General features: G+C 40.9%; 24 protein-coding genes. 16 read left to right on the top strand and 8 right to left on the bottom strand.

The features are described from left to right. The first annotated feature begins 15 nt into the window (after window positions 1-15). The 5 genes from ICL16_RS27325 (at window position 16) to ICL16_RS27305 (ending at window position 4,200) form a co-directional block, all read left to right on the top strand. Complete coding sequence (locus ICL16_RS27325) at window positions 16-207, top strand: hypothetical protein (protein WP_190834402.1); 192 nt, start codon at window positions 16-18, stop codon at window positions 205-207. Window positions 208-459: 252 nt separating this feature from the next. Next, complete coding sequence (locus tag ICL16_RS27320; protein ID WP_190834400.1) at window positions 460-1,377, top strand: S1C family serine protease; 918 nt, start codon at window positions 460-462, stop codon at window positions 1,375-1,377. Beyond that, the gene (locus tag ICL16_RS27315) at window positions 1,374-2,012 is read left to right on the top strand and encodes a LuxR C-terminal-related transcriptional regulator (RefSeq protein ID WP_190834398.1); all 639 of its coding nucleotides are present in this window, start codon (window positions 1,374-1,376) and stop codon (window positions 2,010-2,012) included. Before ICL16_RS27320 ends, ICL16_RS27315 begins: the two co-directional genes overlap by 4 nt. A gap of 244 nt (window positions 2,013-2,256) precedes the next feature. Then, on the top strand, window positions 2,257-2,511 hold the full coding sequence (locus tag ICL16_RS27310) for a DUF4212 domain-containing protein (protein WP_190834396.1): 255 nt from the start codon (window positions 2,257-2,259) through the stop codon (window positions 2,509-2,511). 9 nt (window positions 2,512-2,520) lie between these two features. Then, complete coding sequence (locus ICL16_RS27305) at window positions 2,521-4,200, top strand: VC_2705 family sodium/solute symporter (RefSeq protein ID WP_190834394.1); 1,680 nt, start codon at window positions 2,521-2,523, stop codon at window positions 4,198-4,200. A gap of 40 nt (window positions 4,201-4,240) precedes the next feature. On the opposite strand, the gene ICL16_RS27300 is transcribed toward ICL16_RS27305, so the two are convergent. Further along, window positions 4,241-4,420: a hypothetical protein gene (locus tag ICL16_RS27300; RefSeq protein WP_190834392.1), complete on the bottom strand. Its 180-nt coding sequence runs from the start codon at window positions 4,418-4,420 to the stop codon at window positions 4,241-4,243. Window positions 4,421-4,679: 259 nt separating this feature from the next. Between ICL16_RS27300 and ICL16_RS46045 the strand changes: the two genes are divergently transcribed. Continuing rightward, window positions 4,680-5,147: a hypothetical protein gene (locus tag ICL16_RS46045; RefSeq protein ID WP_238360980.1), complete on the top strand. Its 468-nt coding sequence runs from the start codon at window positions 4,680-4,682 to the stop codon at window positions 5,145-5,147. Window positions 5,148-5,302: 155 nt separating this feature from the next. On the opposite strand, the gene ICL16_RS27290 is transcribed toward ICL16_RS46045, so the two are convergent. Together ICL16_RS27290 and ICL16_RS27285 are read right to left on the bottom strand one after the other, a co-directional pair. After that, on the bottom strand, window positions 5,303-6,010 hold the full coding sequence (locus ICL16_RS27290) for an O-methyltransferase (RefSeq protein WP_190834390.1): 708 nt from the start codon (window positions 6,008-6,010) through the stop codon (window positions 5,303-5,305). Between the two features lie 478 nt (window positions 6,011-6,488). Next, on the bottom strand, window positions 6,489-6,938 hold the full coding sequence (locus tag ICL16_RS27285; RefSeq protein ID WP_190834388.1) for a hypothetical protein: 450 nt from the start codon (window positions 6,936-6,938) through the stop codon (window positions 6,489-6,491). Window positions 6,939-7,214: 276 nt separating this feature from the next. Here ICL16_RS27285 and ICL16_RS27280 point away from each other — a divergent pair, with 276 nt between their 5' ends. The 5 genes from ICL16_RS27280 to ICL16_RS27255 all read left to right on the top strand — a co-directional run bounded on the left by ICL16_RS27280 (window position 7,215) and on the right by ICL16_RS27255 (window position 12,187). After that, window positions 7,215-7,421, top strand: coding sequence for an ATP-binding cassette domain-containing protein (locus ICL16_RS27280; protein WP_190834386.1), 207 nt, complete (start codon window positions 7,215-7,217; stop codon window positions 7,419-7,421). A gap of 422 nt (window positions 7,422-7,843) precedes the next feature. Continuing rightward, complete coding sequence (locus tag ICL16_RS27270) at window positions 7,844-8,362, top strand: SET domain-containing protein-lysine N-methyltransferase (protein ID WP_202895753.1); 519 nt, start codon at window positions 7,844-7,846, stop codon at window positions 8,360-8,362. A gap of 88 nt (window positions 8,363-8,450) precedes the next feature. After that, on the top strand, window positions 8,451-9,800 hold the full coding sequence (gene gntT, locus ICL16_RS27265) for a guanitoxin biosynthesis MATE family efflux transporter GntT (RefSeq protein ID WP_190834384.1): 1,350 nt from the start codon (window positions 8,451-8,453) through the stop codon (window positions 9,798-9,800). Window positions 9,801-10,051: 251 nt separating this feature from the next. Further along, complete coding sequence (locus tag ICL16_RS27260) at window positions 10,052-10,939, top strand: hypothetical protein (RefSeq protein WP_202895752.1); 888 nt, start codon at window positions 10,052-10,054, stop codon at window positions 10,937-10,939. Between the two features lie 3 nt (window positions 10,940-10,942). After that, window positions 10,943-12,187 carry a DNA methyltransferase gene (locus ICL16_RS27255; RefSeq protein ID WP_190834382.1) on the top strand — a complete coding sequence of 415 codons (1,245 nt, stop codon included), beginning with the start codon at window positions 10,943-10,945 and terminating at the stop codon, window positions 12,185-12,187. 28 nt (window positions 12,188-12,215) lie between these two features. On the opposite strand, the gene ICL16_RS27250 is transcribed toward ICL16_RS27255, so the two are convergent. After that, entirely contained in the window at window positions 12,216-12,470 is a 255-nt protein-coding gene (locus tag ICL16_RS27250; protein WP_190834380.1) for a TIGR03643 family protein, read from the bottom strand. 222 nt (window positions 12,471-12,692) lie between these two features. On the opposite strand from ICL16_RS27250, the gene ICL16_RS27245 reads away from it, so the two are divergent. Together ICL16_RS27245 and ICL16_RS27240 are read left to right on the top strand one after the other, a co-directional pair. Then, the gene (locus tag ICL16_RS27245; RefSeq protein ID WP_190834378.1) at window positions 12,693-13,475 is read left to right on the top strand and encodes an HAD family hydrolase; all 783 of its coding nucleotides are present in this window, start codon (window positions 12,693-12,695) and stop codon (window positions 13,473-13,475) included. A gap of 69 nt (window positions 13,476-13,544) precedes the next feature. Beyond that, complete coding sequence (locus tag ICL16_RS27240; RefSeq protein ID WP_190834376.1) at window positions 13,545-14,747, top strand: DNA double-strand break repair nuclease NurA; 1,203 nt, start codon at window positions 13,545-13,547, stop codon at window positions 14,745-14,747. Window positions 14,748-14,795: 48 nt separating this feature from the next. On the opposite strand, the gene ICL16_RS27235 is transcribed toward ICL16_RS27240, so the two are convergent. Next, window positions 14,796-16,961: a hybrid sensor histidine kinase/response regulator gene (locus ICL16_RS27235; RefSeq protein WP_190834374.1), complete on the bottom strand. Its 2,166-nt coding sequence runs from the start codon at window positions 16,959-16,961 to the stop codon at window positions 14,796-14,798. Between the two features lie 249 nt (window positions 16,962-17,210). On the opposite strand from ICL16_RS27235, the gene phnD reads away from it, so the two are divergent. The 3 genes from phnD (at window position 17,211) to ICL16_RS27220 (ending at window position 20,789) form a co-directional block, all read left to right on the top strand. After that, window positions 17,211-18,128, top strand: coding sequence for a phosphate/phosphite/phosphonate ABC transporter substrate-binding protein (gene phnD, locus ICL16_RS27230; protein WP_190834366.1), 918 nt, complete (start codon window positions 17,211-17,213; stop codon window positions 18,126-18,128). Then, window positions 18,125-19,861 carry a sensor histidine kinase gene (locus tag ICL16_RS27225; RefSeq protein ID WP_190834364.1) on the top strand — a complete coding sequence of 579 codons (1,737 nt, stop codon included), beginning with the start codon at window positions 18,125-18,127 and terminating at the stop codon, window positions 19,859-19,861. The genes phnD and ICL16_RS27225 overlap by 4 nt, the downstream gene beginning before the upstream one ends. A gap of 136 nt (window positions 19,862-19,997) precedes the next feature. After that, the gene (locus tag ICL16_RS27220) at window positions 19,998-20,789 is read left to right on the top strand and encodes an FHA domain-containing protein (protein WP_190834362.1); all 792 of its coding nucleotides are present in this window, start codon (window positions 19,998-20,000) and stop codon (window positions 20,787-20,789) included. Window positions 20,790-20,821: 32 nt separating this feature from the next. Here ICL16_RS27220 and dacB read toward each other — a convergent pair whose 3' ends face one another. The 3 genes from dacB to ICL16_RS27205 all read right to left on the bottom strand — a co-directional run bounded on the left by dacB (window position 20,822) and on the right by ICL16_RS27205 (window position 24,833). Next, a complete protein-coding gene (gene dacB / locus ICL16_RS27215; RefSeq protein WP_190834573.1) occupies window positions 20,822-22,336 on the bottom strand; it encodes a D-alanyl-D-alanine carboxypeptidase/D-alanyl-D-alanine endopeptidase in 1,515 nt (504 codons plus the stop codon). 117 nt (window positions 22,337-22,453) lie between these two features. Beyond that, window positions 22,454-23,584, bottom strand: a complete 1,131-nt coding sequence (locus ICL16_RS27210; RefSeq protein ID WP_202895751.1) for a PAS domain S-box protein — start codon at window positions 23,582-23,584, stop codon at window positions 22,454-22,456. A gap of 355 nt (window positions 23,585-23,939) precedes the next feature. Then, on the bottom strand, window positions 23,940-24,833 hold the full coding sequence (locus tag ICL16_RS27205; protein ID WP_190834357.1) for a WGxxGxxG-CTERM domain-containing protein: 894 nt from the start codon (window positions 24,831-24,833) through the stop codon (window positions 23,940-23,942). Window positions 24,834-25,133: the final 300 nt, after the last annotated feature.

Genomic DNA, 25,133 nt, shown 5'->3' with positions numbered 1-25,133 from the left:
TAAGAGGTGAAGAAGATGAATAGGACACTGCTCAGTATTCTGACGTTTGCATTTTTACTATTGTTTATTACCTCTCCTTTTGCTGCCCTTGCTGCTTTAATGTTAGTGTTGGTAGTTGCGGCGTTTTTCTCCTTATTCGGAAACGTCTTCCAAGCCATTATCGGTGGCAAAAATGCCAAAGATATTAGTCCGTTAAAACGGACTTAAGCTATGAGGTTGGAACTTAAGTTCCAAGCGGATTGCATTAGTACATTATGGTGGAAATAAAGCTACCATCCAAAATGGCGCAAAAGCTGAGAATATAAGTATGATTTTTGACTTTTGAATGCGTGAATTTTGACTTCCAAGGCAGCGGTGCTAGCCATTTTTCTAGGATCAGTTCTCCCCATTTTTCTGATGCCATTACTGAGGAAAAAGCGACACGATATGAGCATCCAGAAAAACTTGTGGAGAAATTAAATGTCCTCATTACTAGATTTGTCTAACAACTTAGCAGAGACTGTAGAGCAAGTAGGGAGCGCTGTTGTTGCAGTTAACACGGGTAAACGGTTTTCACCTAGTGGGATCCACTGGCGTAATGGTATTATTGTTACTTCTGATGAATCTCTGCGCCGCCATGAAGAGATCACGGTCACTTTAGCCGAGCAAAGGACTGTACCAGTTACACTCCTTGGGCGTGACTCTAGCACCGATGTAGCAGTTTTTCGCTTACAAGATGTGGAAATCCCCGCGCCGAAGATTGGTGATGCTCAAACACTTAAAGTTGGTAATTTGGTACTGGGATTGGCAAGAAGTAGTGAAGGTGATATCCGGGCAGCTATGGGTGCTGTGAGTGTTGTCAGTGGTGCTTGGCGGAGTATGAGTGGTGGCAATATTGACCAGTTCATTCGTCCAGATATTACGCTTTACCCTGGTTTTGCTGGTGGACCACTAGTAGATGCCGCAGGTTATATAGTAGGAATGAACACATCAGGGCGGCGCGGTACTGCTTTAACTATCCCAGCGGCTACAGTAAATCGGGTAGTGGATCAAATACTTGCCAAGGGAAGGATTGCACGAGGTTATCTGGGGTTGGGAATGCAACCTGTACGCTTACCTGAAAATTTGAAAACAGCACTCAATTTAACTTCTGCTAGTGGAGTGATTGTCGTTAATGTAGAGGTAAATGGACCTGCTGACAATGCTGGTGTGCTAATTGGGGATGTGTTGGTGGAGTTGGATGGCACTTGTGTAAATGATACAGGTGATGTGCTGGGACTTCTCAATAGTAGCGATCGCGTTGGTAAAACTATCCAAGCTAAAGTTATTCGTGGTGGCGCATTAGTTGAGTTAGGCATAACTATCAGCGAAAGATTTACAAAGGAACAGACAGCATGAGTCGGGTACTGATAGTTGCAGCTTCCCCGGTAGTGCGGGCAGGGTTGTCGGCGGTGCTCACAACCAATCCCGAACTAACGGTAGTGGGTAGTGTGTCGGTGGATGCACTTTCCACGGTGCAACTACAACCCGATGTGGTGGTACTAATAGATTTAAGTAGCAATTACGATGAATCAGTGTGGGAATTGCTTGCAAATCAACAACAACAATTCTCATCGGCAATTGTTGTCATTGCTAATGAACTCGACAGCGTTGATATCGAGGCGGCACTGCGAGCTGGTGTCAGGGGCATATTACCTCAAGCAAGCACAGAGTCAGAAATTTTGGCTACTGTTGAAGCGGTGGCTTCGGGGTTAGTGGTGCTGCACCCAGATGTTGTCGAGTATTTACTTCCTTTAACAGAATCAAGTTGGCGCTCAAAAGTGGTGACACCCGTGCAAGCATTGACACCACGGGAAATAGAGGTTTTAGAAATGCTAGGTTCTGGGCTGGGGAATAAGGTGATCGCAAAACGCTTAAATATTTCCGAGCATACTGTTAAATTTCACGTCTCATCCATCTTTCAAAAACTAGGCGTCTCATCGCGCACCGAAGCTGTTACTGTTGGTGTCAGGTTGGGTTTAATTATGCTCTAAGCTGCTAGCGCAAGACGATTTTCCTTGCAAAACTCAATTGTTCAACTAAAACAATCACTTCAACTTATTCGCTGGGTAAATTCATCGAATAGAAACAATTCTACAAATAAATTTTACATTCATCATGGTATATTAGTACCCACTCGTGCTGGGGAAATTAATCGCCTGGAAACGTTCACGCGCTCAAGCCTTTTGCCGTCCCCACTCGCAGAATAGAACCTGATCAAATGGAACCTAAAAAACAATGGATCAACATCAGCAGCGTTCTTATTGGCGTGCTAATACTGCTTTAATTCGTAATCTTTTAATCGTCTGGGCACTAGTTTCCATCGTCTTTAGTATTTTGTTAGTTCAACCTTTAAATGGGATACGTTTTTTTGGCGTACCCTTTGGTTTTTGGTGGGCGCAACAAGGATCAATTATAACATTTGTAGTATTGATTTTTATTTACGCCTTTCAAATGGACAAACTAGACCACAAGTATAATATCAAAAAATAAGGAAAAACAGTGTCAGTTGAAATTTGGACTATTTTAATAGTTGGACTTTCCTTTGTTGCCTACATTTACATTGGTTGGCAATCACGAGTCAGCAATACTAAAGAATTCTTTGTCGCCGGTCAAGGAATACCCTCAATTGCTAATGGTGCAGCTACTGCTGCCGATTGGATGTCCGCAGCCTCGTTTATTTCCATGGCGGGGCTGATTTCTTTTTTAGGATACGACGGTTCTATTTATCTCATGGGTTGGACTGGAGGCTATGTACTGCTAGCATTACTATTAGCTCCCTACTTAAGAAAATTTGGTAAGTATACAGTGCCAGATTTTGTTGGCGATCGCTACTACTCTAATACAGCTCGTCTAGTAGCGGTAGTTGCCGCCATATTTGTCTCATTAACCTACGTTGCCGGACAAATGCGGGGTGTAGGCATTGTTTTCAGCCGCTTTTTACAAGTAGATGTGAGTACAGGTGTCATCATCGGCATGGTGATTGTCGGATTTTTCTCAGTCATCGGCGGCATGAAAGGCATCACCTGGACACAAGTAGCACAGTATGGTGTTTTGATTGTAGCTTACTTGATTCCAGCTTTCGCGATCGCTTGGTTACTCACAGGTAATCCTATCCCCCAACTGGCATTTACTTTTAGCGATGTTGCAGACAAACTCAATCAAATTCAAGTAGATTTAGGATTTAAAGAGTACACTCAACCATTTGTGAACAAATCACAACTCGATGTACTGTTTACTGCCATTGCTCTGATGGTAGGCACGGCTGGCTTACCTCACATTATTGTGCGATTCTATACAGTACCCGATGTGCGTGCAGCCCGTTTCTCTGCTGGTTGGGCATTGTTGTTTATCGCCATTCTATATACCACCGCTCCAGCCCTGTCAATGTTTGCTCGCTACAATCTCATCAGTTCCTTGCATAATCAAACAATTACACAAGTACAGCAACTAGACTGGGTAAACAAGTGGGAAAAAACTGGACTACTTGGCTTTGACGACAAAAATAAAGATGGGCGTCTTCAATTAACTCCCAATAAAGAAACGAACGAGGTTAAAATTGACCCAGATATCATCGTACTCTCCACTCCAGAAGTAGCTAAACTTTCGCCTTGGGTAATTGCCCTAGTCGCAGCAGGGGGGTTAGCAGCTGCTTTGTCTACAGCTTCAGGCTTACTGCTAGTAATTTCCAGTTCCATCGCTCATGATATCTACTACCGCATCATTGATTCAAATGCCTCAGAACAAAAGCGGTTATTTGTGGGGCGCGTCATGGTAGGTTTATCAATCGTCCTCGCTGGTTACTTTGGGGTAAATCCACCAGGATTTGTGGGGCAGGTAGTGGCTTTTGCCTTCGGTTTAGCAGCAGCTAGCTTCTTCCCAGTGATTGTCTTGGGAATTTTCGACAAGCGCACCAATTCTCAAGGTGCGATCGCTGGCATGTTAACTGGTTTAATATTTACAATCATCTACATTGTCCAAGTCAAATTTGGCGGTGTACAACCTTGGTTCTTTGGCGTTTCTCCGGAAGGCATCGGTACTTTGGGTATGCTAATTAACTTAGTAGTAACCCTAGTAGTTTCTCGCCTCACACCACCACCCCCACCAGAAATTCAAGCGCTAGTAGAAGATTTGCGCTCTCCTGCTATTGAAGGTGTACCTTCAAAGAGTATTGAGGTGTAAGCAATCCCCGACTTCTTAGAAAAGTCGGGGATAAAAATCCTTAATCTAACGGAAACGGATTGAAGACAATCTTAAACGTTACGCCGGGAATTAGCTTGCGTAAAGCTTGTAAATGAGCTTCTGCATCACTACGGCGACGAAAACGAGCCACAATCTGATGCTGCATATCTGGTAGAAGTTTTGCTACACACCAAGGATTGAGTTTTTCATGATATGTCATGAAACCTCCTCCCAATGCAGCTAGTCACTGAAGGTCTTATCATTGAAATTGTCTCCATCAATGGGGAAGCCGAAGCCAGCATCAGCCGTGGGAAGTTGAGGGCTGGCTTTTGGCTTGATAAAGAAGTATTAAGTAAGTTCAAGTCAACTATTGCACGCTTGTAACCAGCGTGGTAGCTAGCATAACATAAATTTTGTGTGTTTCTATTTTTTTTTGTGTGTTTAAGGTCAAAACACATAGGAGAGCCTATGATCAGTTCATGGCTAAAGTAACTGTGACTCTTTACATGGAAGAAGAAGACAAGGAAGCTCTGCAAAAATTGGCAGATGCGGAGGAGCGCTCTTTGTCTCAAATGGCTGTATTAATTTTGAAACGAACAATTAAACAAGCTCTAGAAGAAGGAAAAATTCGTCTACTTAAGCCGAAGGGAAGAAATGAGGCGACAGGGAAACAGCCAAGTGTTTCTGATTTACCTTCTGCTTATCGAACCAATATATCCACATCCCAACCAAACAGTAATGTGAGGGTGACAGCAGCTTACTTGCAAACCCACGAATTTCAAAAACTTGCCCAAAAAATCGCCGCAGTTAAAAATGCTGCTGGTAATATGGACTTGAAGTTCAAAGTGCAAATTGAATTAGGTGGAGAATCACAACCATCGGATGAGGCAATTGCTCAACTTAACGAAATACTCCAGCAAATTACTGAGAATCTTAAACTACAATGATTTGTGAGTAGATATGTTCCATGAAACGTCTCTAGATTGTTTTTTGGAGATATCTAATGGAACTCACAACGAGAGCATGTCACTTTTAGCTAACACCCTAGAAGGGTGCGGGCAGGCGTATTGTAAAACTTACATGCTCCCACTCACAACTCCTACTATGTTGCTTTGATTGTAAAATTGCCTAACTTATTCATTAAAGTTGATAATTGACCTTGCCGCAAAAGTCTAAAAGCTTGTTGTATTTTTGCCGATAAGATATGATTTCTACTATTACGTAATGTATATACTTGTTCGCCCCATGTTTTTGAATGTGTATACTCTGCCAATTTTTTAAAAGCAGCGCATTGCGGTAAATCTTCTTGTTGTAACTGCCATTCTTGCTCAGCTAAAAGAAAATCTCTTAAAACCGCACCTGTCCAAATCTCTGTATTATCAACGAGCAAAAGTCCACCTACTTTCAATCTCCAAGCTGTATAATACCAATCAATAAATGGTGAAGGAAATGCGTGCCGTCCATCAATAAGTACCAAATCTAAGTCATTAACTTCTATTGATGGTAGTACATTCTCAGATTTATCTACTTGAAAACTTAGTTTTTTGGCATCAATTTGATGATTCACACAATACTGTTTAATCCTGTCAACTAAACCTTGATCTGGAACAATACAGGTATGCTCAGCACCTTTCAAAGTAAAGAGAATTGTACTCATACCACCACCAGTTTCCAAAGTTTTGGAAGTGTGGTTTACATGTTTGTCTATATAATATAAGGTTTCATTGTGTAACTTCCATGAAGAGGTAAGTTCACCTGTATTCATTTGATGCAACAAAGGGGGGTTATTTAGTAAATCTTGTAATTCCATTTCTGCTTATTTTGTGATGTTTAAGTGACTTAAGTATCATGACATATAAGTAGTAATTTAATCCAAAAAACTCATTTAATGTTTTTTTGTTTATAAAAAAAAAGATTTTGATTTTCAAGATAGTGAAACCTAATACAATACTACTAAGTTAATAGTGCGATCGCTCTCATCACCCCCTCAAAAAGAGAGATTTACTGCCGCTCTAATTAAGGGAGTTTAGGGGGAGAAAATCTTAACCGAGAAGTATTGACACAACCATAAATTTCTGTTGCATGAGATTTCTATCCTCAAAATAAGTTACATCTTAAGGATAAAAATTTGATTAAATTTAGGTTAATTTTTTGAAACCGGATAAAAAAAGAAAATAATTACTTAAACCATAGTTCTATCGCCAAGAGTCAGACAATAAGTGTTGAGCGTAAACTGCCAACAGAGTAAGTAGAGTACGTCGAGGTTCGTGTAGTATCAACTTCCAATCTTACCCCCCGCGATCGCGCTTCAAATCATAGATCACTTTTTCGACATACCAGTTCGCTGTTTTGTTTGGATATTTCAGCTTGGCTTGAGTGAAAAGCCGATGGGCTGTCTGTTGATCCTCATGCAATAGTAGAAGAAGTTCCTTTTGAAGTTTACGGCTAGCTGAGTCAATGGTAATGATAGAGGAAGCGTCAGCGGGGAATCCATTACTTCCATTTTTTACCCTTAAAGCCAAGCCAATAGCAACTCCACCTGCTGTAACTACAGCTAATGTCAGAGCAGTTTTGTTGACTTGTTCTGCCGACTGTGGAATAGTGTTAGAATCGGCAAGTCTAGCTGTTGGTAGCTCAACTGGTTCCATAGTGGAAGAATAAGTTGCCAATAGACCACCTAAAACTCCAGCTAAAAGTAAGGAACAAGTAGTTGCCGACTTGTGAAGAGATTGAGACATTGTAAGCAAAATGCACTCTTGAAAATGGTTTTAACCTTACTTCTAGCTTGGTCGATAACTATGACAGCAAAATGTCAAGTTATCCTATTCATCCGAAATTTGATAGTGCTATGCTGTAATTAATATCAAACCTAAACAAGCCTCAACTGAAATAGCGGACATGAAGTAGTAGCAGAAAACCTTTGCTTCAAAGAAAAGCTGAGGTGACAGCAGGTACTGCGAAAAAGAAACATGAGGAAATGGTAAAAGGCAACTAAAAAAGTCGCCCAGACGAAGGTGAAAACGACGAAGGCGACGAATATTCATTTGGAGGAACGAAGTCAAAAACGCAGAAATTTAATTGACATTCAAGGTGCAAATCTTTTGGTAACAAATCGCTTGCTAATTAAGAACATTAATCTTCATGTGTCTGTTGGTGATAGAGTCGCGATCGCAGGTGCTAATGGTTCAGGCAAATCTAGTTTGGTAAATCGCCATCATTAGTATATCATCCATTGATTTGCTCATTCTCGATGAACCTACTAATAACTTAGATATTGAAACCGTCGCTCAAATGGTTGAGGGTATCAATTAGTACCAAGGTGCGTTGTGGATTATTTCCCACGATTTGGATTTCTTAAGTCGAATTAACATCACTCAGGCTTTTAAGCTCAATCCGTGTCAACACTCCTTGGATATGACTGCGTATTTGCCCGTTGATCCTGAGCAATACTATCAAGAATTACTGCTCTGCGAAGAATAAGAACAAGTGATCTTTAAAGAAGAGTAGTTGAAAATTGGTATCACGTGTAGTAATATGTTTCTCTTAGTTAACTAAATCTAAAAAAGGAGACTAGCTCAAAAGCATAAAGTCAAACTCCTGTCAATGCAGAATTTCTAAAGTAAAAAAACTATAAACTGAATCAATGCTCCAAGGAATGTTTTCAGACCAGAAAAAGCTAACTACTCTTCAACATAAAGTCACTAAAGTTTCATCTTTTGCAGAAGTATGGGAATGTTCTAAAACAGGTCAGAAATCCCTCCATGCAAATGTTAATTTTATACAGGATGAGGTGATTTCCACTTTCCAATCTAAAGAAATATTGAATGAGCCAAATTATTTATCAGTACAATTGAATGACCAGCAACATATTATGCTCGCTCCAGAGTTTTTGCAATACATAAATCACAGTTGCAATCCAAATGTGTTTTTTGACACCACAGATTTGGTTCTTCGCTGTCTGAGGAGGATTGAGGTGGGTGAAGAAATGACCTTCTTTTACCCATCTACTGAATGGTGTATGGCTCAAACGTTTGATTGTGACTGCAAAACTCACAAATGCCTGGGACGCATTCAGGGAGCATTATATTTACACCCAGCTATTTTGCAAACGTATAAGCTCAGCGATTATATAAAACAAAAGCTGGAGAGAATCGCAAGATGAATCGCTTTGACTAAAATCATTAAAGTAATGTAAAAAATTAAACTTTCTTTGAGTAAGGATTTTGGCAAATAGCAATTTGAGTCAATCTATGAAGGAGACATTCGTCAGCCAGTACGATCTCCTCCTTCGCTTCTTCCAACTGGCGATCGCTAATGTCCTCTCCAATATCATGGTGCCACTGGCAAGTACGTTCAGTGTCATCTTCTTAGGTCATCTGTCAGAAATCCACCACTTAGCTGGGGTTGCCCTGGCTGGTAACCTGCTTAGCAACCTCTACCTGGTTTTAGCCTTTTTACGAATGGGCACCACCGGAGTAACAGCTCAAGCTGTAGGACGAGATGACCCAGAGGCTGTACTGTTGGTGGGACTGCGTAATGGCATAATTGCTCTAGTGCTAGGTGTTGCCATCGTACTCTTGCAGTACCCTTTGGAAAAATTCGGATTTGCTCTGTTCAGTACCACCCCAGAAGTCAAAGCTTCAGCTATTGCCTATTTCAACGCTCAGGTTTGGGGAGCGCCTGCCGTTTTGCTCAACTTTGTCCTAATTGGTTGGTTTCTGGGACAGGAACAAAATGGCTTGGTTGTGTTGCTGTCCTTTGTTGGCAATGCTGTCAATATCGCACTCGACTACCTTTTGATTGTCCGATGGGGTTGGGAAACTACGGGCGCTGGACTGTCCGTAGCTATTAGCCAGTATCTGGCGCTGTTGGTAGGATTGATTTATTTGTGTAAACAAATCCAGTGGCAAGAGGTACGAAATGTAGCTGGACAAATTTGGGATGCCTCAGCGATAAAATCCACCTTTACCCTAAATGGAAATATTTTTGTTAGCTATTTTGTTATTCTCCTTGCCTTCCTTATATTTGACTACCAAGGTGCAAGAATGGGGACAATTACATATGCTGAAAATACCTTGCTTTTACAAGTATACGTATTGAGTAACTATTTTATTGAAGGACTGGGATTCGGCACAGAAACCTTGACGGGAAACTTTAAAGGCAAAGGAGAAAACGAGCAGTTAGTACCCTTAGTTGGAATTGCTGTGGTAACCAGTCTGCTGGTGGGACTCTCTTTCGGCGGAGTGTCTGTGCTATTTCCTCAGACTGTTTTTGGGCTTTTTACTAACCACACCGAAGTCATCAAGCACATTAATATTTATGTCCCCTGGTTACTACTTGTGCTAGTATGTGCTTCAATTGCTTGGACCCTGGAAGGGTACTTCTTAGGTTTGGCATCCGGGCATACTCTCCGTAATGCTAGTTTAGCAGCCACTACAGTGGGATTTGCGCCTACAGCTTTTGTTGCATTTTCGTTTCACAGTAATCACATCTTGTGGTTGGCTTTATCTTTGTTCACAATAACCAGAATGGTGGCGCTTGGGGTACAGCTACTCAGGACTTTTAGCAGTGATGGAAACGCTACCCTAACAACTACTTGATATTTACGCCAGGGCAGCTTAACGTAAAAAAGCTAACATTTGTTTGATCCCAAATCGCTCACCCTTCCTTTTGTGACTAATTCTCACCCTCAGTAGATGCTTGATTTTGGGTATAGTCACACGCGATCGCCATTAAAAGAATTTACCATAACATACACTCACTTGATAACTAACGCACCAGTTCTACATAGGTTTTAAAATATCTTGGTGCAGTTTCAAGCTGAGTCATTAGAAAACAGGATGTAAAAAGCATGATCAACGATGAAAAAGATGAACCAGAAATTTTAGTTTCGTTAGACGAAGATGACATTTCAGTACCGCCTCCCGATCTCCCACAAACTCTACCTGAAGATGAACGCTATTTCCTCTTACTAACCACCCCTTTGCGTGCATGTGCACAATACCAGCCAAAATTTGGTCAGGGTGGAAAAACTGGAATGACACTTGGGCAATTTCAGCAAATGTACGGTTCTGACCCATTTTATAACTGGATAGGTCTTGACTCTCCTCTCATGTATGCCGCTCATAAAGCAGCAGGTGGAATGACTTCTGTATACCGACAATTAGGTATTGGCAGCCAATGGATTCTCAATCAAATTTTACAAGACCATCTTGGTTTATCCAAGGAAGAAGCCAATTGGAGCTACCTAGTACCTTCATCAAAAGCTAAACCGCGTCGTCTTTCTTTGGATGGACGTATTGAACTTGATGATTTACGAGATACTAACACAAGGAGCCGTATTCAGCAGTGGATAAACGAAGCCGCAGATAAACTGTTTCTACCTCAAAAAACACGCGAGAGCAATAAGGGTATAGTAATTGAAGCAAGGCAAGGTTATAAAAGTAAAGACTCCAAACGACAGAATGCGGATATTTCCAATGCTTCCAACGCCTATGCTAATCTTTACATTCCTGTTTTAGTTCTTTTTTCCATGCAAATAGATGCAGATGTGGCTCAACGCTATACTCAAGCTCAGTGGTTACTATTAACAGGTACAACGCATGGTTCTACAACCGACAGCACATACGTATTCTTTCGAGACGTTATTGGTTACGATCTCGCAGCTTTTTTTCAAAGGAACTCTGTACGCCTAAAAAACGAAATAGAAGTTATATTAACTGCTCTACTTACTGCTTAACTCATGAAAGCTCAACAAAGTATTGGTCTTTATAACCACTTGACACATAAAGGCAATCTCAAGCATACCCGTTATGGATGGTTAAGGCTTACACCCGCATATTCAGTTCATCTTGTTTCAGATTTGTTGGACACATACAAAGACAAAAATCCAGTAGTACTTGATCCATTTTGTGGAACTGGTACTACGGTACTTGTATGTGCCGAGAGAGGAATTGAAAGCGATACAATCGATATCAATCCATTTCTTGTGTGGCTTACACGCGCTAAAACGCGCTCTTATAAACAAGAAGAAATAGTGAATTTTGAAAAAGCTTCTAATTTGGTTGTAGAAAATATGCTCACCACAGAAGAAATTGTTGCATGGATTCCCCCCTTACATCAAATAGAGAAGTGGTGGGACAAAAAGACGCTCTTGAGTCTTAGTCATGCAATGAGGGTAATTAATGAAGCAGAGAAGTCAATATCTGAAAGTGTAGCTGACTTACTTAAAGTCACATTTTGCCGCGTCATGATTGAGCGAGCTAATGTAAGCTTCGGACATCAATCAATGTCATTTAAAAAGAACGGTAATAGCAACTTGCCATTATTACAACTTTTAGAGGATGAAACAATACTAATCTGGAAACAAGCAACTTCTACAATTAGCCAAGCAGCAAAATCAAAAATCATTTCACATCCGCGTGTTTTTCTTTGTGATGCTCGAAACCTAAGCGTGAAGCTAGAGCCTAATCGTTACACTTGTGTGATTACTTCGCCACCTTATCCTAATCGCATGAGTTACATTCGGGAGCTACGTCCGTATATGTACTGGCTAGGCTATTTGCAGAACGGACGGGATGCGGGAGAGCTTGATTGGAAAGCAATCGGCGGAACTTGGGGGTGTGCAACAAGTAATGTAGGAAAGTGGAAACCAGAGTATGACTTGAAAATTTCCTATGATGGATTTTACACAATTCTCGACAATATCGCTCAAACAAGCGAGTTACTTTCTCGCTATGTGCATAAATACTTTTACGATATGGTACAGCATTCCAAAGAGATTTTCAAAGTAGTAAAACCTGGAGGTTTTATTCATTACATTGTGGGTAACTCCAAATTTTATGATGTTATGCTTCCAGTCGAATGTATTTTTGCCAGCATTTTTGAATCGGTAGGCTTTGTCAATATCAATATTCGCACAATCCGCAAGCGAACATCAAAAAAGGAACTTTTTGAGTTTATTGTCTCAGCACAAAAACCCAACTAACAGCAAAACTATAAATTTACTAATTCCCTCACGTTTTTTGATTATCTGACTTAAACCGACCTTCAATAAATTCTCGCTTATGTAGATGCTTTGTCTTGCGTCCGGTAACTCGCTCCCGCCACATTCTAAAACTAGATGGCTTCATCTGGCGACGCATCAGAGCAATTACATCTTTTTCTTGCAGCCCAAACTGAGCTTCAATCACATCGAATGGCGTTCTATCTTCCCATGCCATTTCAACTATACGGTCAATTGTTTCGGGATTTAAATCAGGCAAATTCATTGTAGTGGAGCATAATTACTGAGTTAATTATAACACAAATCCTGTTGATACCTGTAAATATAGTTATTGTAGGTTGGGTTGAGCGGTAGCGTTACCCAACTAACACCTTACTACATTAATATGTAGTTTTTAAAGACGGTTATAAAAATCGGTGGCAATACACCCCAAATCTAAAATCTAAAATCGGATAAGCTGACAAAAGCAGTGTTAATTCTCAAAACAATGACAGCAAGTACTCCCACAATTCTCGCTCTAGACTTTGATGGTGTAATATGCAACGGACTGATTGAGTATTTTGAGGTAGCGTGGCGTACCTACTGTCTAATTTGGACACCTGAGCAAAAAACCCCACCAGAAAATTTAGCAGCCTTATTCTACCGACTTAGACCTGTAATTGAAACAGGTTGGGAAATGCCAGTTTTAGTCAAAGCTTTGGTAGAGGGAATTCCTGAAGACAAGATTTTTCAAGAATGGGCAAGCATCAATCAACAACTTTTACAGAAAGATGAGATCATCGCCGCAGAAATTGGCGCAAAATTGGACAAAGTGCGAGATGAATGGATAGCCACAGATAAGACGGGTTGGCTGAGTCTACATAGATTTTATCCAGGGGTACTGGAAAAAATCAACGCAACTGTAGCTAATGGAGTTAAAATTTACATTATCACAACTAAAGAAGGACGATTCACCCAGCAGCTTTTGCAACAACAAGGGGTAAATATACCAACAGAGAAAATTTTTGGCAAAGAGGTAAAGCGTCCTAAATATGAAATTTTGCGAGAATTAATTCAAACAGAAAGTACTCCACCAGAAATATGGTTTGTAGAAGATAGACTAAAAACATTACAGTTAGTTAAACAGCAACCAGATCTTGAACAAGTAAAGCTCTTCCTTGCAGACTGGGGTTATAATACACAAACTGAAAAAGATATTGCTCAAAACGACCCACGAGTTCAGCTATTATCTCTGTCTATGTTTGCCCAAGATTTTACAGAATGGGTATAGGGATGTAGAGACGTTCCGGCGGAACGTCTCTACAATTTATTAATTCATGATTCCAAAATTTAAAATAATATGCTAGACCTTACCAAACTTACCAGACAAATGCAGGGTTTAAGTCAGCATCTGACACAAGAAGCCACTGCCAGTCGCCAAAGATTAGAATTAGCCCAAAAACATTTTGCCAGGGCAATTGAATGTCAGGAAGAAGTCGTGCAGCGCCAGCAAAAATGGCGCGATCGCATCCTCTTTGCCAATGCTACCCCCATAGAACCACTCAACACCTGCATTGATATTCCTGTTCCCCCTAAAGTCCACACTGTCATTGCTACCGACGGTTCGCAAATTGCGCCCAACCACCACGAAATCGCCTACTGTTATCTCTTAAACATTGGTAGAGTTGTCTTGCACTACGGACAAAATCGCCACCCACTGTTAGATAGTTTACCAGAAGTATTTTACCGTCCAGAAGATTTATATCTTTCTCGTCAATGGGGGATTCGTACTGAAGAATGGATGAGTTTCTGTCGTACAGCAAGTGAAGCAACTGTGTTAGCAGAACTTGCTTGCAGCGTGGTGCAAAGTGTTGGAGAAATCACATCAGCACAAGCAGTACCTACATTAGCGATGGTAGATGGTTCCTTAATTTACTGGTTTTTAGAACAACTACCGCATGATGCACGCGATCGCATCTTACCCCCGATTATCGAAGCTTGGCGACAGTTACGTAATGCGCAAGTACCATTGATGGGTTATCTGAGCGCCTCTCGCAACGTGGAAGGAATGAACTTTTTGCGGTTGTTAGCTTGTACTCACCCCGTACCCGATTGTGCAACTTTTTGCCCAAATCAACTCGAAAAAGTACCTTGTAAAGTATTTGACCCGTTGCGAGATACGGCTCTGTGGGTAACGCAACTTAAACCAGGGCAACGTGGTCCCCTTTGGCGTAGTAATGCCCGCATTCTTGATTTGTATGATGACATGCCTATTTACTTTTGTTACGTTCATGTTGGCACCGAAATTGCCCGGATAGAGATTCCGTCATGGGTAGCAGAAAATACAGTTATGTTTGATGCCGCACTTGGGTTGATGCTGGCGCAAGTACAAAAAGGTTACGGGTATCCTGTGGCGATCGCCGAAGCCCACAATCAAGCAGTAGTACGCGGCACAGATAAAGCGCGTTTCTTTGCCCTCCTCGAACGTCAAATGATTAAAGCAGGCTTGAAAAATGTGGGAACTTCTTACAAAGAAGTCCGCAAGCGGGGCAGTATCGCTTAACTGCTAATAGTTAATGGTTAATAGCTAATTGCTAACAACAATTAACAATTAACAATTAACAATTAGAATAGTTTGTATAGTTTGCAATAACTGCTTGACTGTATAGGGTTTGGACAAAAACGTTTTAACGCCACTTGCTTGAGTTAAATGCTTATTTTCTTCAATGCCGCTAGAGGCTATAATTTTAACCAACGGATTCATTTTTTGTAAAGCACGTATGGTGGTTAAACCATCCATTGTGGGCATCATAATATCTATCAAAACTACACTAATTTCATTGCGATGCTGAGCGTATAATGCCATTGCCTCAATGCCATCACTCGCAGTAATTACCTTATAGTTATAAGTTTCCAGCATTATTTTAGTAATTGTGCGAATTTCAGCTTCGTCATCTACTACTAAAATTAATTCTCCATTTCCTGCTGGCAATTCCAAATTTTTTGTTGGTTGCTTTTGGTTTTCCAACACTGCTTTTAAGAATACCTGAAATTGTGTTCCTTGCTCAACTGTGCTAGTAACATTGATAAAACCGCCGTGACTTTTCACAATTCCCAGCACAGTTGAAAGTCCTAACCCTGTACCTTTACCCACCTCTTTGGTAGTGAAAAAAGGCTCAAAAATTCTATCTAGTATTTCTGGGGGCATACCTATTCCAGTATCCTTGATAGTAATCACAATGTAGGGACCAACAGTTGCCTCTATATTCATCCTGGCATAAGTTTCATCAACAAAGAAATTTTCGGCTCTAATGCTCAAAACACCACCGTAGGGCATTGCATCGCGGGCGTTGATTACCAAGTTCATTAGTACCTGATGCAGTTGTGTAGCATCACCAAAAACAGTCCATAAATCTGGTGCTATATCTTGACGAAGTTCGATAGATTTGGGAAATGTCTGTTTGGCAAACTGCTCAATTTCTAAAATCAGATGCCTGAGTTGCAATATTGCGCGCTTAGTTTCCACACCGCGTGTAAATGATAGCACTTGCTTGACTAAAGCGGCTCCGCGTTGAGCGTTGGTGACTATTGTTTGAAGTAATTGCTGATTCTGCTTCTCAGTAATTCTCATTTGCAACAGTTGAGCAGACATGAGCATCGGGGCAAGTATATTATTTAGATCGTGGGCAATACCTCCAGCGAGTGTGCCAAGGCTCTCCAATCGCTGGGCGCGGAGAAACTGGGCTTCGAGTTGTTTCTTTTGGGTAATGTCAGTGCCAACAGTCAGGATTGATTTTGGATTTCCCTGTTCATCGCGGACTAATGTCCAACGACTTTCGATTATGACTTCAGTACCATTTTTGTCTACTTTTGTCAACTCTCCACACCAGCAGCCTATGTGCTTAACTTGATGCAGTGCTTCTGTAAGTTTCGCGCTTGTATCCTTGTAAAGTAACTCTGCTGCATCCTTGCCTAAAGCTTCCTCGCTTGAATAACCGTAAATACGCTCGGCGCTTTTGTTCCAGAATAAAATTTTGTTTTCCAAATCTCGAACCACAATTGCATCGGTGGCAATATCAAGTAGGGCAGCTTGTTCGCGAATTTTCTCTTCCGCCTGCTTGCGCTCAGTTAGTTCAATTTGTAGTTGTGCAAACAGCATGGATTGTTGTAAGGCGATCGCCAACTGCGTTGCCAGTTGTTCAAGCAAGTCAATTTCTAACTGCTGCCACTTACGAGGTTGCGAACACTGGTTAGCAACCAGCAGCCCCCATAACTGTTCTCCTTGGATGATGGGTACCACTAAGTTGGCACGTACTTGAAGCTGAGCCAATAAATTAACATGACATGGGGATAAACCTGCTGTGTAGATATCCTCGATTGCTTGAATGCGACCTTTCTGGTATAGTTCCCGTCTCAGGGGATCGGCAAAAAAGGTGTCGGTAATTTTTTGACCTTGAATTGATGACCAACCACAATCTACTGATTCTATAATAGCTACCCCACTCCAATCTGGTTGAAAGCGGTATATGAACACCCGCTGGGCACTAAGAAACTGTTGTACTTCAGAGACTGTGGTATTGAGAACCTCTTCTAAGTTCAAACTCTGTCGAATACGTTGAGCAATTTCTGCTACCAGTTGCTGCTGCTGGGTTTGCTGTCGCAGCGCTTCTTGTGCATGCTGTTGCTCCAAAACTACTGTTTCTAATAAAGAGCGGCTGTGACGTAGTGCAGCTAACTCTTGAATCAGCTGCTCTTTTGTCTTTTCCTCATCTTTCATTGTTTTTATATTGAATAAGGTTTGTAAGAGCAGTGGCTCGGAAGATTTTATGCTGGGTTATTGTATACATCTTGTCAATTTTCGTATCCCTAACTACATCTAGTTTAACTTTTCTTTACAAATCACTCTCCCAGCCAGATTGCTGATGCAGTGTTAGCTGAGTACTTTTTTCGGGAAATCTAGATTTAGTCGTACTTATGAGTAGACGACTACAATTGTCAAATTGATGAGCTATCTAAATTGGATGCGATGAAAAAATGCTATGGCTTATTCAGTAAAGTAGCAGTGGTAGTTGCGCTGCTCCTGTGTGGTTGTGTAGGAGGTTTTGGCGAACGCCATTTTGCGAATACTGATGAAGTAACCAAAGGCACACAGTCGCCTCAATTAAAAATTGGAGTACTGCCAACACAAACTAAAACAGAGCAAAAACGAATGATTAAACCTCTCGACGACTACTTGGAAAAGGTGTTAGGGCGTCGGGTTGATTTCTTGATTGCCGAGGATTACAAGCAAGTAGTTGATTGGATGATAGAGCAAAAGGTAGACATGGCTTATGTGGAAGCTGTGTCATATATTGAAGCAAGAGAGCGTGGTGCTGAATTTGAACCCTTGGTTGCTCCTATTGATAAGTATACAGGAAGACCTTGGTATCGAGCTGCCATCATTGTTAAAGCAGATAGCTCGATTAAGAACCTTACAGACTTAAAGGGTAAGCGCATTGCCTTTGTGAACAAATCTTCTACTTCTGGATATTTGATGCAAATTGCCGCTTTGAAAGAAAACGTAATCGAACTGAGTGACTTTGCTCAAGTTATCTTTCCCGGCACTCACGCTAAAACTGAAGCGACTCTGTTCGAGGGATTCGTGGATGCAGTAGCAACCAATATCCCTTCTTACATCAAGCGGCAAAAAATTGGCAGGCTCACATCTGTTAACTCTAGAGTGCTTTGGCAGTCTGCTCCTGTTCCCCATTCACCGATACTGGTTTCCCAAAAACTACCCCCTGAGACAATCAAAGATTTAAAACGGGCTTTCCTTCAAGTACCAGAGGGTATTGAGGATATTGTCGGTACTGAATTAGCTGGATACACTTTGGTTGAGGATGCAGATTATGAACCAATTCGGCAATTGCCAATAAATATGAAGAATTCCGAGGGGGCAAAATGAAAATTTCCACTAAGTTTATTGGTTCTTATGCTGTCTTTGTGGGACTAATTGCTCTAATCTTGAGTGGAAGTACCGTGTTGCGGAATCAAGCCGAGCAGTCTGCTCGCCGGAAGTTGGAGCAAGCTAGTCATGCAATTGAGGTAGCTTTGCAGTCTCAGGTTGATTTAACAAATGAAATTAATGCTCTCAAAGACTATGTATTGCTTCAAGACCAAGATTTAGATCTACAAATGTATCAGAAAAAGTTTTTAGCCAATCTCAATAAATTAGAACGCTCTTATCCCCATGCAACTGAGATTGAGTGGATTCGTCGTCGTCATGAGTTTCTCATCCGCTTAACAAAAGAACTAACAAATCCAATTCCAACTTACTCAGAGACTTATTTATTAGATTCCCAACAAGATTTCAGATCGATTAATGCTTTTAGCAGAGATATTGACTTCTTTTTAAATGAACTAATAGGTAAAGCCCGTCAGCAAATGCTCAGAACTGAGCTGGAACTAACACAACTTCACAGAATTTCACAAATTGTGTCTTATGGGGTGGTAATTCTTGTTATTGTTCTTTTTGCCAGTCAGTTGTTTTTCATCATCCTTCCCGTCATTCGCTCTTTGAAAAAGCTACAGATTGGCGCGGAAGCAATAGGTACTGGCAATTTGGACTATCGCTTGCATCTCCAAACAGGTGATGAAATTGAACAACTCTCCCGCGTTTTCAACCAAATGGCAGTAAAACTTGCTGAATCCTACGGTAAATTAGTTGATCGCAGTACTGAGTTGACAAAGGTAAACCAAAATTTAGAACAGGAAATTAGCGATCGCCAACTCGCACAAGCCGAACTACAGCAAGCTTTACACTCCCTACAAAATACTCAAGCCCAGCTAATTCAAACCGAGAAAATGTCTAGTTTGGGTTTGTTAGTAGCAGGGGTGGCACATGAAATTAATAACCCTGTTAACTTTATTTATGCTAACATCACTCACGCTAGTAAATATGCACAAGAACTGCTTGATTTATTGCAAATGTACCAAGCAGAATACCCTTTTCCTGGAGAGAAGATTCAAAGCAAAATCGAGGACATCGATCTAGACTTTCTGATTGAAGATTTGTCGAAAATGCTAATCTCTATGAACATCGGTGCTAGCCGCATCCGCGATATCGTCGTTTCGTTACGCAACTTCTCTCGTCTAGATGAAGCTGACATGAAAAAAGTAGATATTCATGAAGGTATTGAGAGTACCTTGCTGATTTTACAAAATCGACTCAAATCAAGATACAACAATCCCGCAATTGAAGTTGTTAAAGAGTACGGCAACTTACCTCTGGTTGAGTGCTATCCCGGACAATTAAATCAGGTATTTATGAATATTTTGAATAATGCCATTGATGCTTTGGAAGATGGTAATAAGTCATGGGTGATGGAGCGTGGCTTACCAACTATTATAATTAATACATACATTAATAGTAATAGTCAAGTAGTAGTACGTATTATTGATAATGGATATGGTATGACAGAACAAGTAAAACGTAAGCTGTTTGATCCGTTTTTCACTACTAAGCCGGTGGGTAAGGGGACAGGGTTAGGTCTATCAATAAGCTACCAGATTATTGTAGAGAAACACGCTGGTGTGCTGCGGTGTGAGTCAGAAGTGGGGAAAGGAACCGAGTTTTGGATTGAGATTCCTCTGCAACAGGCAGTATCCTCTACAATGCTACAGTTCATCCAGCCTTAGTACATATCACGCAAATTAAAATTTAAGAGATAATATAGATAATAAATTAGAAACACTCAAATTTCGGATTATTCCCTCGCGTTTTTACCTTAAGACAATCTAAATTATTTGAAAATTTGCTCTCCAAAAACCAGCAATGCAAAATTTAGGCAGATTACAAACTACCGGATTAAGTTTAGAACTTTTTCATGTTCAATCTAACACATATTTTGAGTTACCCCCCAATCTGGCTATAATTCGTATCGGTAAGCCGAATGACCAAATTGCACCGGATATTGATGTGTCATTATTACCAGACTCTGATTTTGCTTCTCGAAATCATGCAGAGATTCAGGTAGAAGGAAGCACTTACTATCTCGTAGATGTGGGTAGCTCTAACGGTACATATCTTAATAATACAAAGCTGGAGCCACGCGATCGCTATCCCCTCAATTTAGGAGATAAAATCGAACTTGGTCAAGGAAGTAAAATTACATTTATTTTTCAATATAAACAAAATCAACAAAGTGTTATTTCTCGCACCAATCCTACAGTTATTCAACCGCAAAAGGCGGATCTAATTGCCTCTAACAGCGGAACTCAAATAGACCGTTCCAGCAAGCTGTTGGGGTTGATTTTGATGGTTACGGGTATTATAATATTAAGTGCGAATACTCAAATTGGCATTTTTTTCCGTATTCCAGGTATTCTTCTCTGTGTTGCAGGCGTTGTAGTTATAGCTTGGCGTCGTGCCTACCGTAATTTAGGCTTGATTTTGATCGGTTTGGGAATTGCAGTTATACTTTTTACAGGCAATGTTTTTGCGTCAGTTTCTCTTCTGGCTATTTTAGCTTCATCTGCTTTATTTATAGCTGGATATCAACTGTTTAGTTCGGGCAAAATTTTGAATTATGATGTGCGCTCGCTCAAAGGATTTATAAAAAAATAGTAGAGACGCTCCGATGGAGCGTCTCTACATTTTTAACAACGTTGTAGCTGAGATAACAACACGACTATTTCATCAATTGCTTGTCGTACAACTGATGCAGATTGGTCACTTTGATTTACCATAATACTGAAAACTAGCGGAGTATATTTAGGCGAATTCACATATCCAGCTAGAGTAACGACACCGCTCATTGTGCCAGTTTTTGCTTGTACGATCCCTTCAGCAGGAGTGCCAATGAGCCGATTTTTTAAAGTACCGCTTTTGCCTGCAACAGGTAAAGAAGCGCGGAAAAATGGTGCTTGTGGGGATCTTGCCATTGCACCTAATATTTGCACCAAAGCTTCTGGACTAATTAAGTTTTTACGCGATAACCCTGAACCATCTACCAAAAAGTAACCTGTTGGTTCGACTCCCAATTGGGTTAATGTCGCTTTCATTACTTCTAATCCAGCATCGGCGGTAGTTTGATTATGCAACAGAGGTTTTTTGATGGCGATCGCTCTTAATAAAGCTTCAGCGTAGAGGTTATTACTATTAATATTAGTTTGGGCTAACAATTCCCATAAAGGTGGAGACTCCACGGCTGCTATTTCTTGTTCATTTCTAGTAGTAGCATTAGTTGAGACGAATGTTTGTGTCACTGGAATTTTCGCCAGTAACAAAGCTTCACGCATGTGACGCAAGAAGTATTCAGCAGGAGCAACTACAGGTAAACTCACTATCTCAGGTTGAGAATTTACTGCCAATTGTGCGTGTATTCGTAAAATTGGTTGAGATAAGTCACGGGTAATATTGATTAATTTTGGTTGATTTTCTTCAATTGTTACTGATTGATTGACTACCCGCCACTGCCTAGTTTCTTGAATATCATCCCAGGTAACTTGTAGTGGTTTTCCTACAGTTTGTGGCAGTAGCCTTAAGCTAAAAACATTTTGATTGAGAATTAGGCTATTAATGGGTGCGCCGTAGTCTGATTGTATATCTTCCCATTGCCAAGAAGGGTGAACTATTTCTCCTTGAATGTAACTATCATCAGCTATTAGCAACTTGACTTTTTGAATACCTTTCTGTGTTAACTGTTGCGCTAAATTTGTAAGCTGGGCGTCATTTAGACTGGGATCTCCTCTACCTACGACACGCACAATACCATCGCCATTACTATGTATGGAGGTGCGAAAGCGAAAATTTGCACCTAGTTGCTGTAGTGCAACAGCTGTTGTTAGTAATTTGGTAGTGGAAGCTGGAGTAAAATATTTCTGGGCATCGCGGTTGTAAAGAGTTTGAGAGGCAGTAGGTTGTGGTTCTTCTGCTTGTAGCAACTGCTTTGTTGCAAAGAGGTTTTGTACTAAAATTCCCCAACGCATTCGACTGAATTGGGGACGATTTGTCACAGCATCTATAGCGGCACTTAATTGGGCTGGGCAAATTGATTTTGTTGTGGTTTCTGTCGGTACTACTCGTGTTTGTGCCTTAGCTGATTCAATGGTGGTAGCTACCTGAACACCCATGAATAAGAGCAGCAAGCTAGTAGTAATTTTTTTATGTATTAACAAAAACATGATTGTTGCTAATAGAAGAATTGCTAATTGCCTTTTTAGCATTAACCATTAGCTATTAGCTACCTTCAAGCCTAATTTCATATTTCTTGTAGGATTGCTATATTTCTAATACATATCTTTAATAATTAGATGTTTTTTCGAGTCGAAACCAATTTTTCCTTGTTTTTGTAACTTGCCTATCAAGCGTGTAATTGTTACTCTGGTAGTACAGCAACCGCTAGCAAGGTCTTCGTGAGTAAGACGAACACTAAGGCGAGTTCCCTGGGTAACAGGTTGACCAATTTCTTGTTTCAAAAGTCGCAATAGATGGTAAAAACGGTCTTCTACCCGTCGCCTTCCAGAAACGACTAAAAAAGATTCTGTTTGCCGTAATCTCTGATTAATCTTTGGTAAAAGGGCGTGACTCAATGTGGGAGAGGCTAGCATTTCTGTAACGCTAATTGAGACTAATTCAACATTTGACATAGTTGTTGCTTGGTAGGTATGTAGTCCAGTCATACTAGAGCTAAAAACCATTCCTTCTCCTACTAACCCTACCAAAACTTCTTCGCCAGTTTCACAATGTGTACTTAGCTTTACCAAACCTCGGCGAACACAGAAAATTGATTGCCAGCCCAGAGGTATTATTTCTCCTTTAGAATATTGAGAAACAGGACGATTTTGAAATGGATCGGACTCTGGGTTGAGAGTCGTCCTTTCTACTTGTCTATGCTCAGTGACATCACGTATCAGCCAGCGTAGGTTAATTGTATCGCTTGCAGAATTATGACATGCAGCTACTGTTATGGCTGCATCCATGTACTCGTCACTACGTCGCTGTAAACGTAATAATAACTCTCTAACTTTATCGCTTTGACATATTTGGGTAAGTTCGTTACGAAAGCGATGACGCTCTTCGCTAGCAACAAAGGTAATCATTAGTTTGCCCACCAGAAACTGCTGTGTTACTTTAAGCATCCGCGCTGCTGCTCGATTGGCTTCTTGAATCACTCCGTTACCATCTGTTACTAAGTAGCAGTCTGGTGCAAACTCAAACAAATCTTGGTAGCGTTGGCGTTCGGCTTCTACCAAACTTCGTGTCTGTGTGAGTTCCTCATTCTGCTGATGCAGTTCCTCTGTGGCTATTTCTACCATTTCTGAAACGCTACCAAGTTCCATTAAAGCTTGTGGTAGCACATCCAGTGTTAAAGGCGATGTAGTAGCACTTTGGTAGAAATCCGATAAGCGCCTATACATTATCTGTGCACGCTGAGAAAAATTATCTATGTTCACTGTCAAGTCCCGCTACTTACTTACAATCCTATTTAGCAAGAAAGCCTCTTTATTCCAATTGTCAAGTTAATTACAAATTTATTTACATTTTCTCGTCAAAATTTGGCTTTCACCTAGCTGCTATGCTGTTTAAAAGGCATCAAAATTGGTACTACTGCTTTAAGTTTACAACAACTATGTATTAGTCTCGTCTCTACAAGCTAAATTTGACAAAACACACTCTCATTAAGAAGATTCTTAAAATGAGTGTGTTTTATATTTACTTTAAAGCTTAATCGAGCAGGAGATGATGCCCTTTGTCTTTTGAAGCTACAACAAATTATACCTCGTGAGGATGACGATAAGCTTGAGGTTGCGATCGCTTATTGATCAAACCAGAAAGACCAGCAAGACCAAGCAATCCTAACCAGCCCCAGCTAGAACGGCGATTCCTCCTCACTTCTGTTGTTACTTGAACATTATTTGTCTCATTTGTCGTCGTACCAGTACCTGTAGTTGCATTAGTACCAGTTGTACCAGTGGTGCTGTCAGTATTTCCTGAACCAGTCGTACCAGTACCTGTAGTATCTGTACCAGAGCCACCTGTGGTTGTACTGTTTGTACCAGTTGTACCTGTACCAGTGGTGTCTGTACCCGTACCAGTCGTACCACCAGTCGTACCACCAGTCGTACCAGTTGTACCAGTTGTACCTGTACCAGTGGTGTCTGTACCCGTACCAGTCCTACCACCAGTCGTACCAGTCGTACCAGTCGTACCAGTTGTACCTGTACCAGTGGCATCTGTACCCGTACCAGTCCTACCACCTGTTGTCCCAGTTGTACCTGTACCATTGGTTGTACTTGTACCACCATAAGTGTCTGTACCAGTTGTACCAGTTGTACCAGTTGTGCTTGTACCAGTTGTACCAGTTGTGCTTGTACCAGTTGTACCAGTTGTGCTTGTACCAGTTGTACCAGTTGTGCCAGTTGTACTTGTACCTGTACCTGTACCTGTACCTGTACCTACACCTGTACCTGTACCTGTACCTGTACCTGTACCTACACCTGTACCTGTACCTGTACCTGTCGTACCAGTTGTGCTTGTACCGCCTGTGCCGGAAGAGGAGCTACCACCAGTACTTTGCGCCAAAACAGGTGGAACTAGCGCTAAAGTAGCTAAACTAACTGCGAAAGCGTTAGCCCAGACAATTTTGGATAAACTAGAAAGTTTCATAATTATGTTCCCTTGATGTTCTCAACTGTAGAAAGTTTTTGATTTCAAAACAGATTAATGAATTAACTTAGTTAAACTTATGACAAATTATTAAGAGAATCTTCATCCTCATGTGGTAAGTTATGACAATCCTTTTATAAATGAAATCAATCGCAAGTATGACACTCCAGAAACAACAAAGCCCCCTCACTATAAAGTAAGGGGGCTTGTTGATGAAATATAACCCTGGCACTGAGCTATTTTGGCAGTCGGCAACCCGACAACTATCGTGGCCGCTGCAGCGTTTCACCTCTGAGTTCG

The sequence above is a fragment of the Iningainema tapete BLCC-T55 genome (assembly GCF_014698965.1).
Lineage (GTDB): Bacteria > Cyanobacteriota > Cyanobacteriia > Cyanobacteriales > Nostocaceae > Iningainema > Iningainema tapete.
The sequence above is the reverse complement of the archived record's forward strand: the minus strand, read 5'-3'. Positions and strand labels throughout refer to the sequence as shown.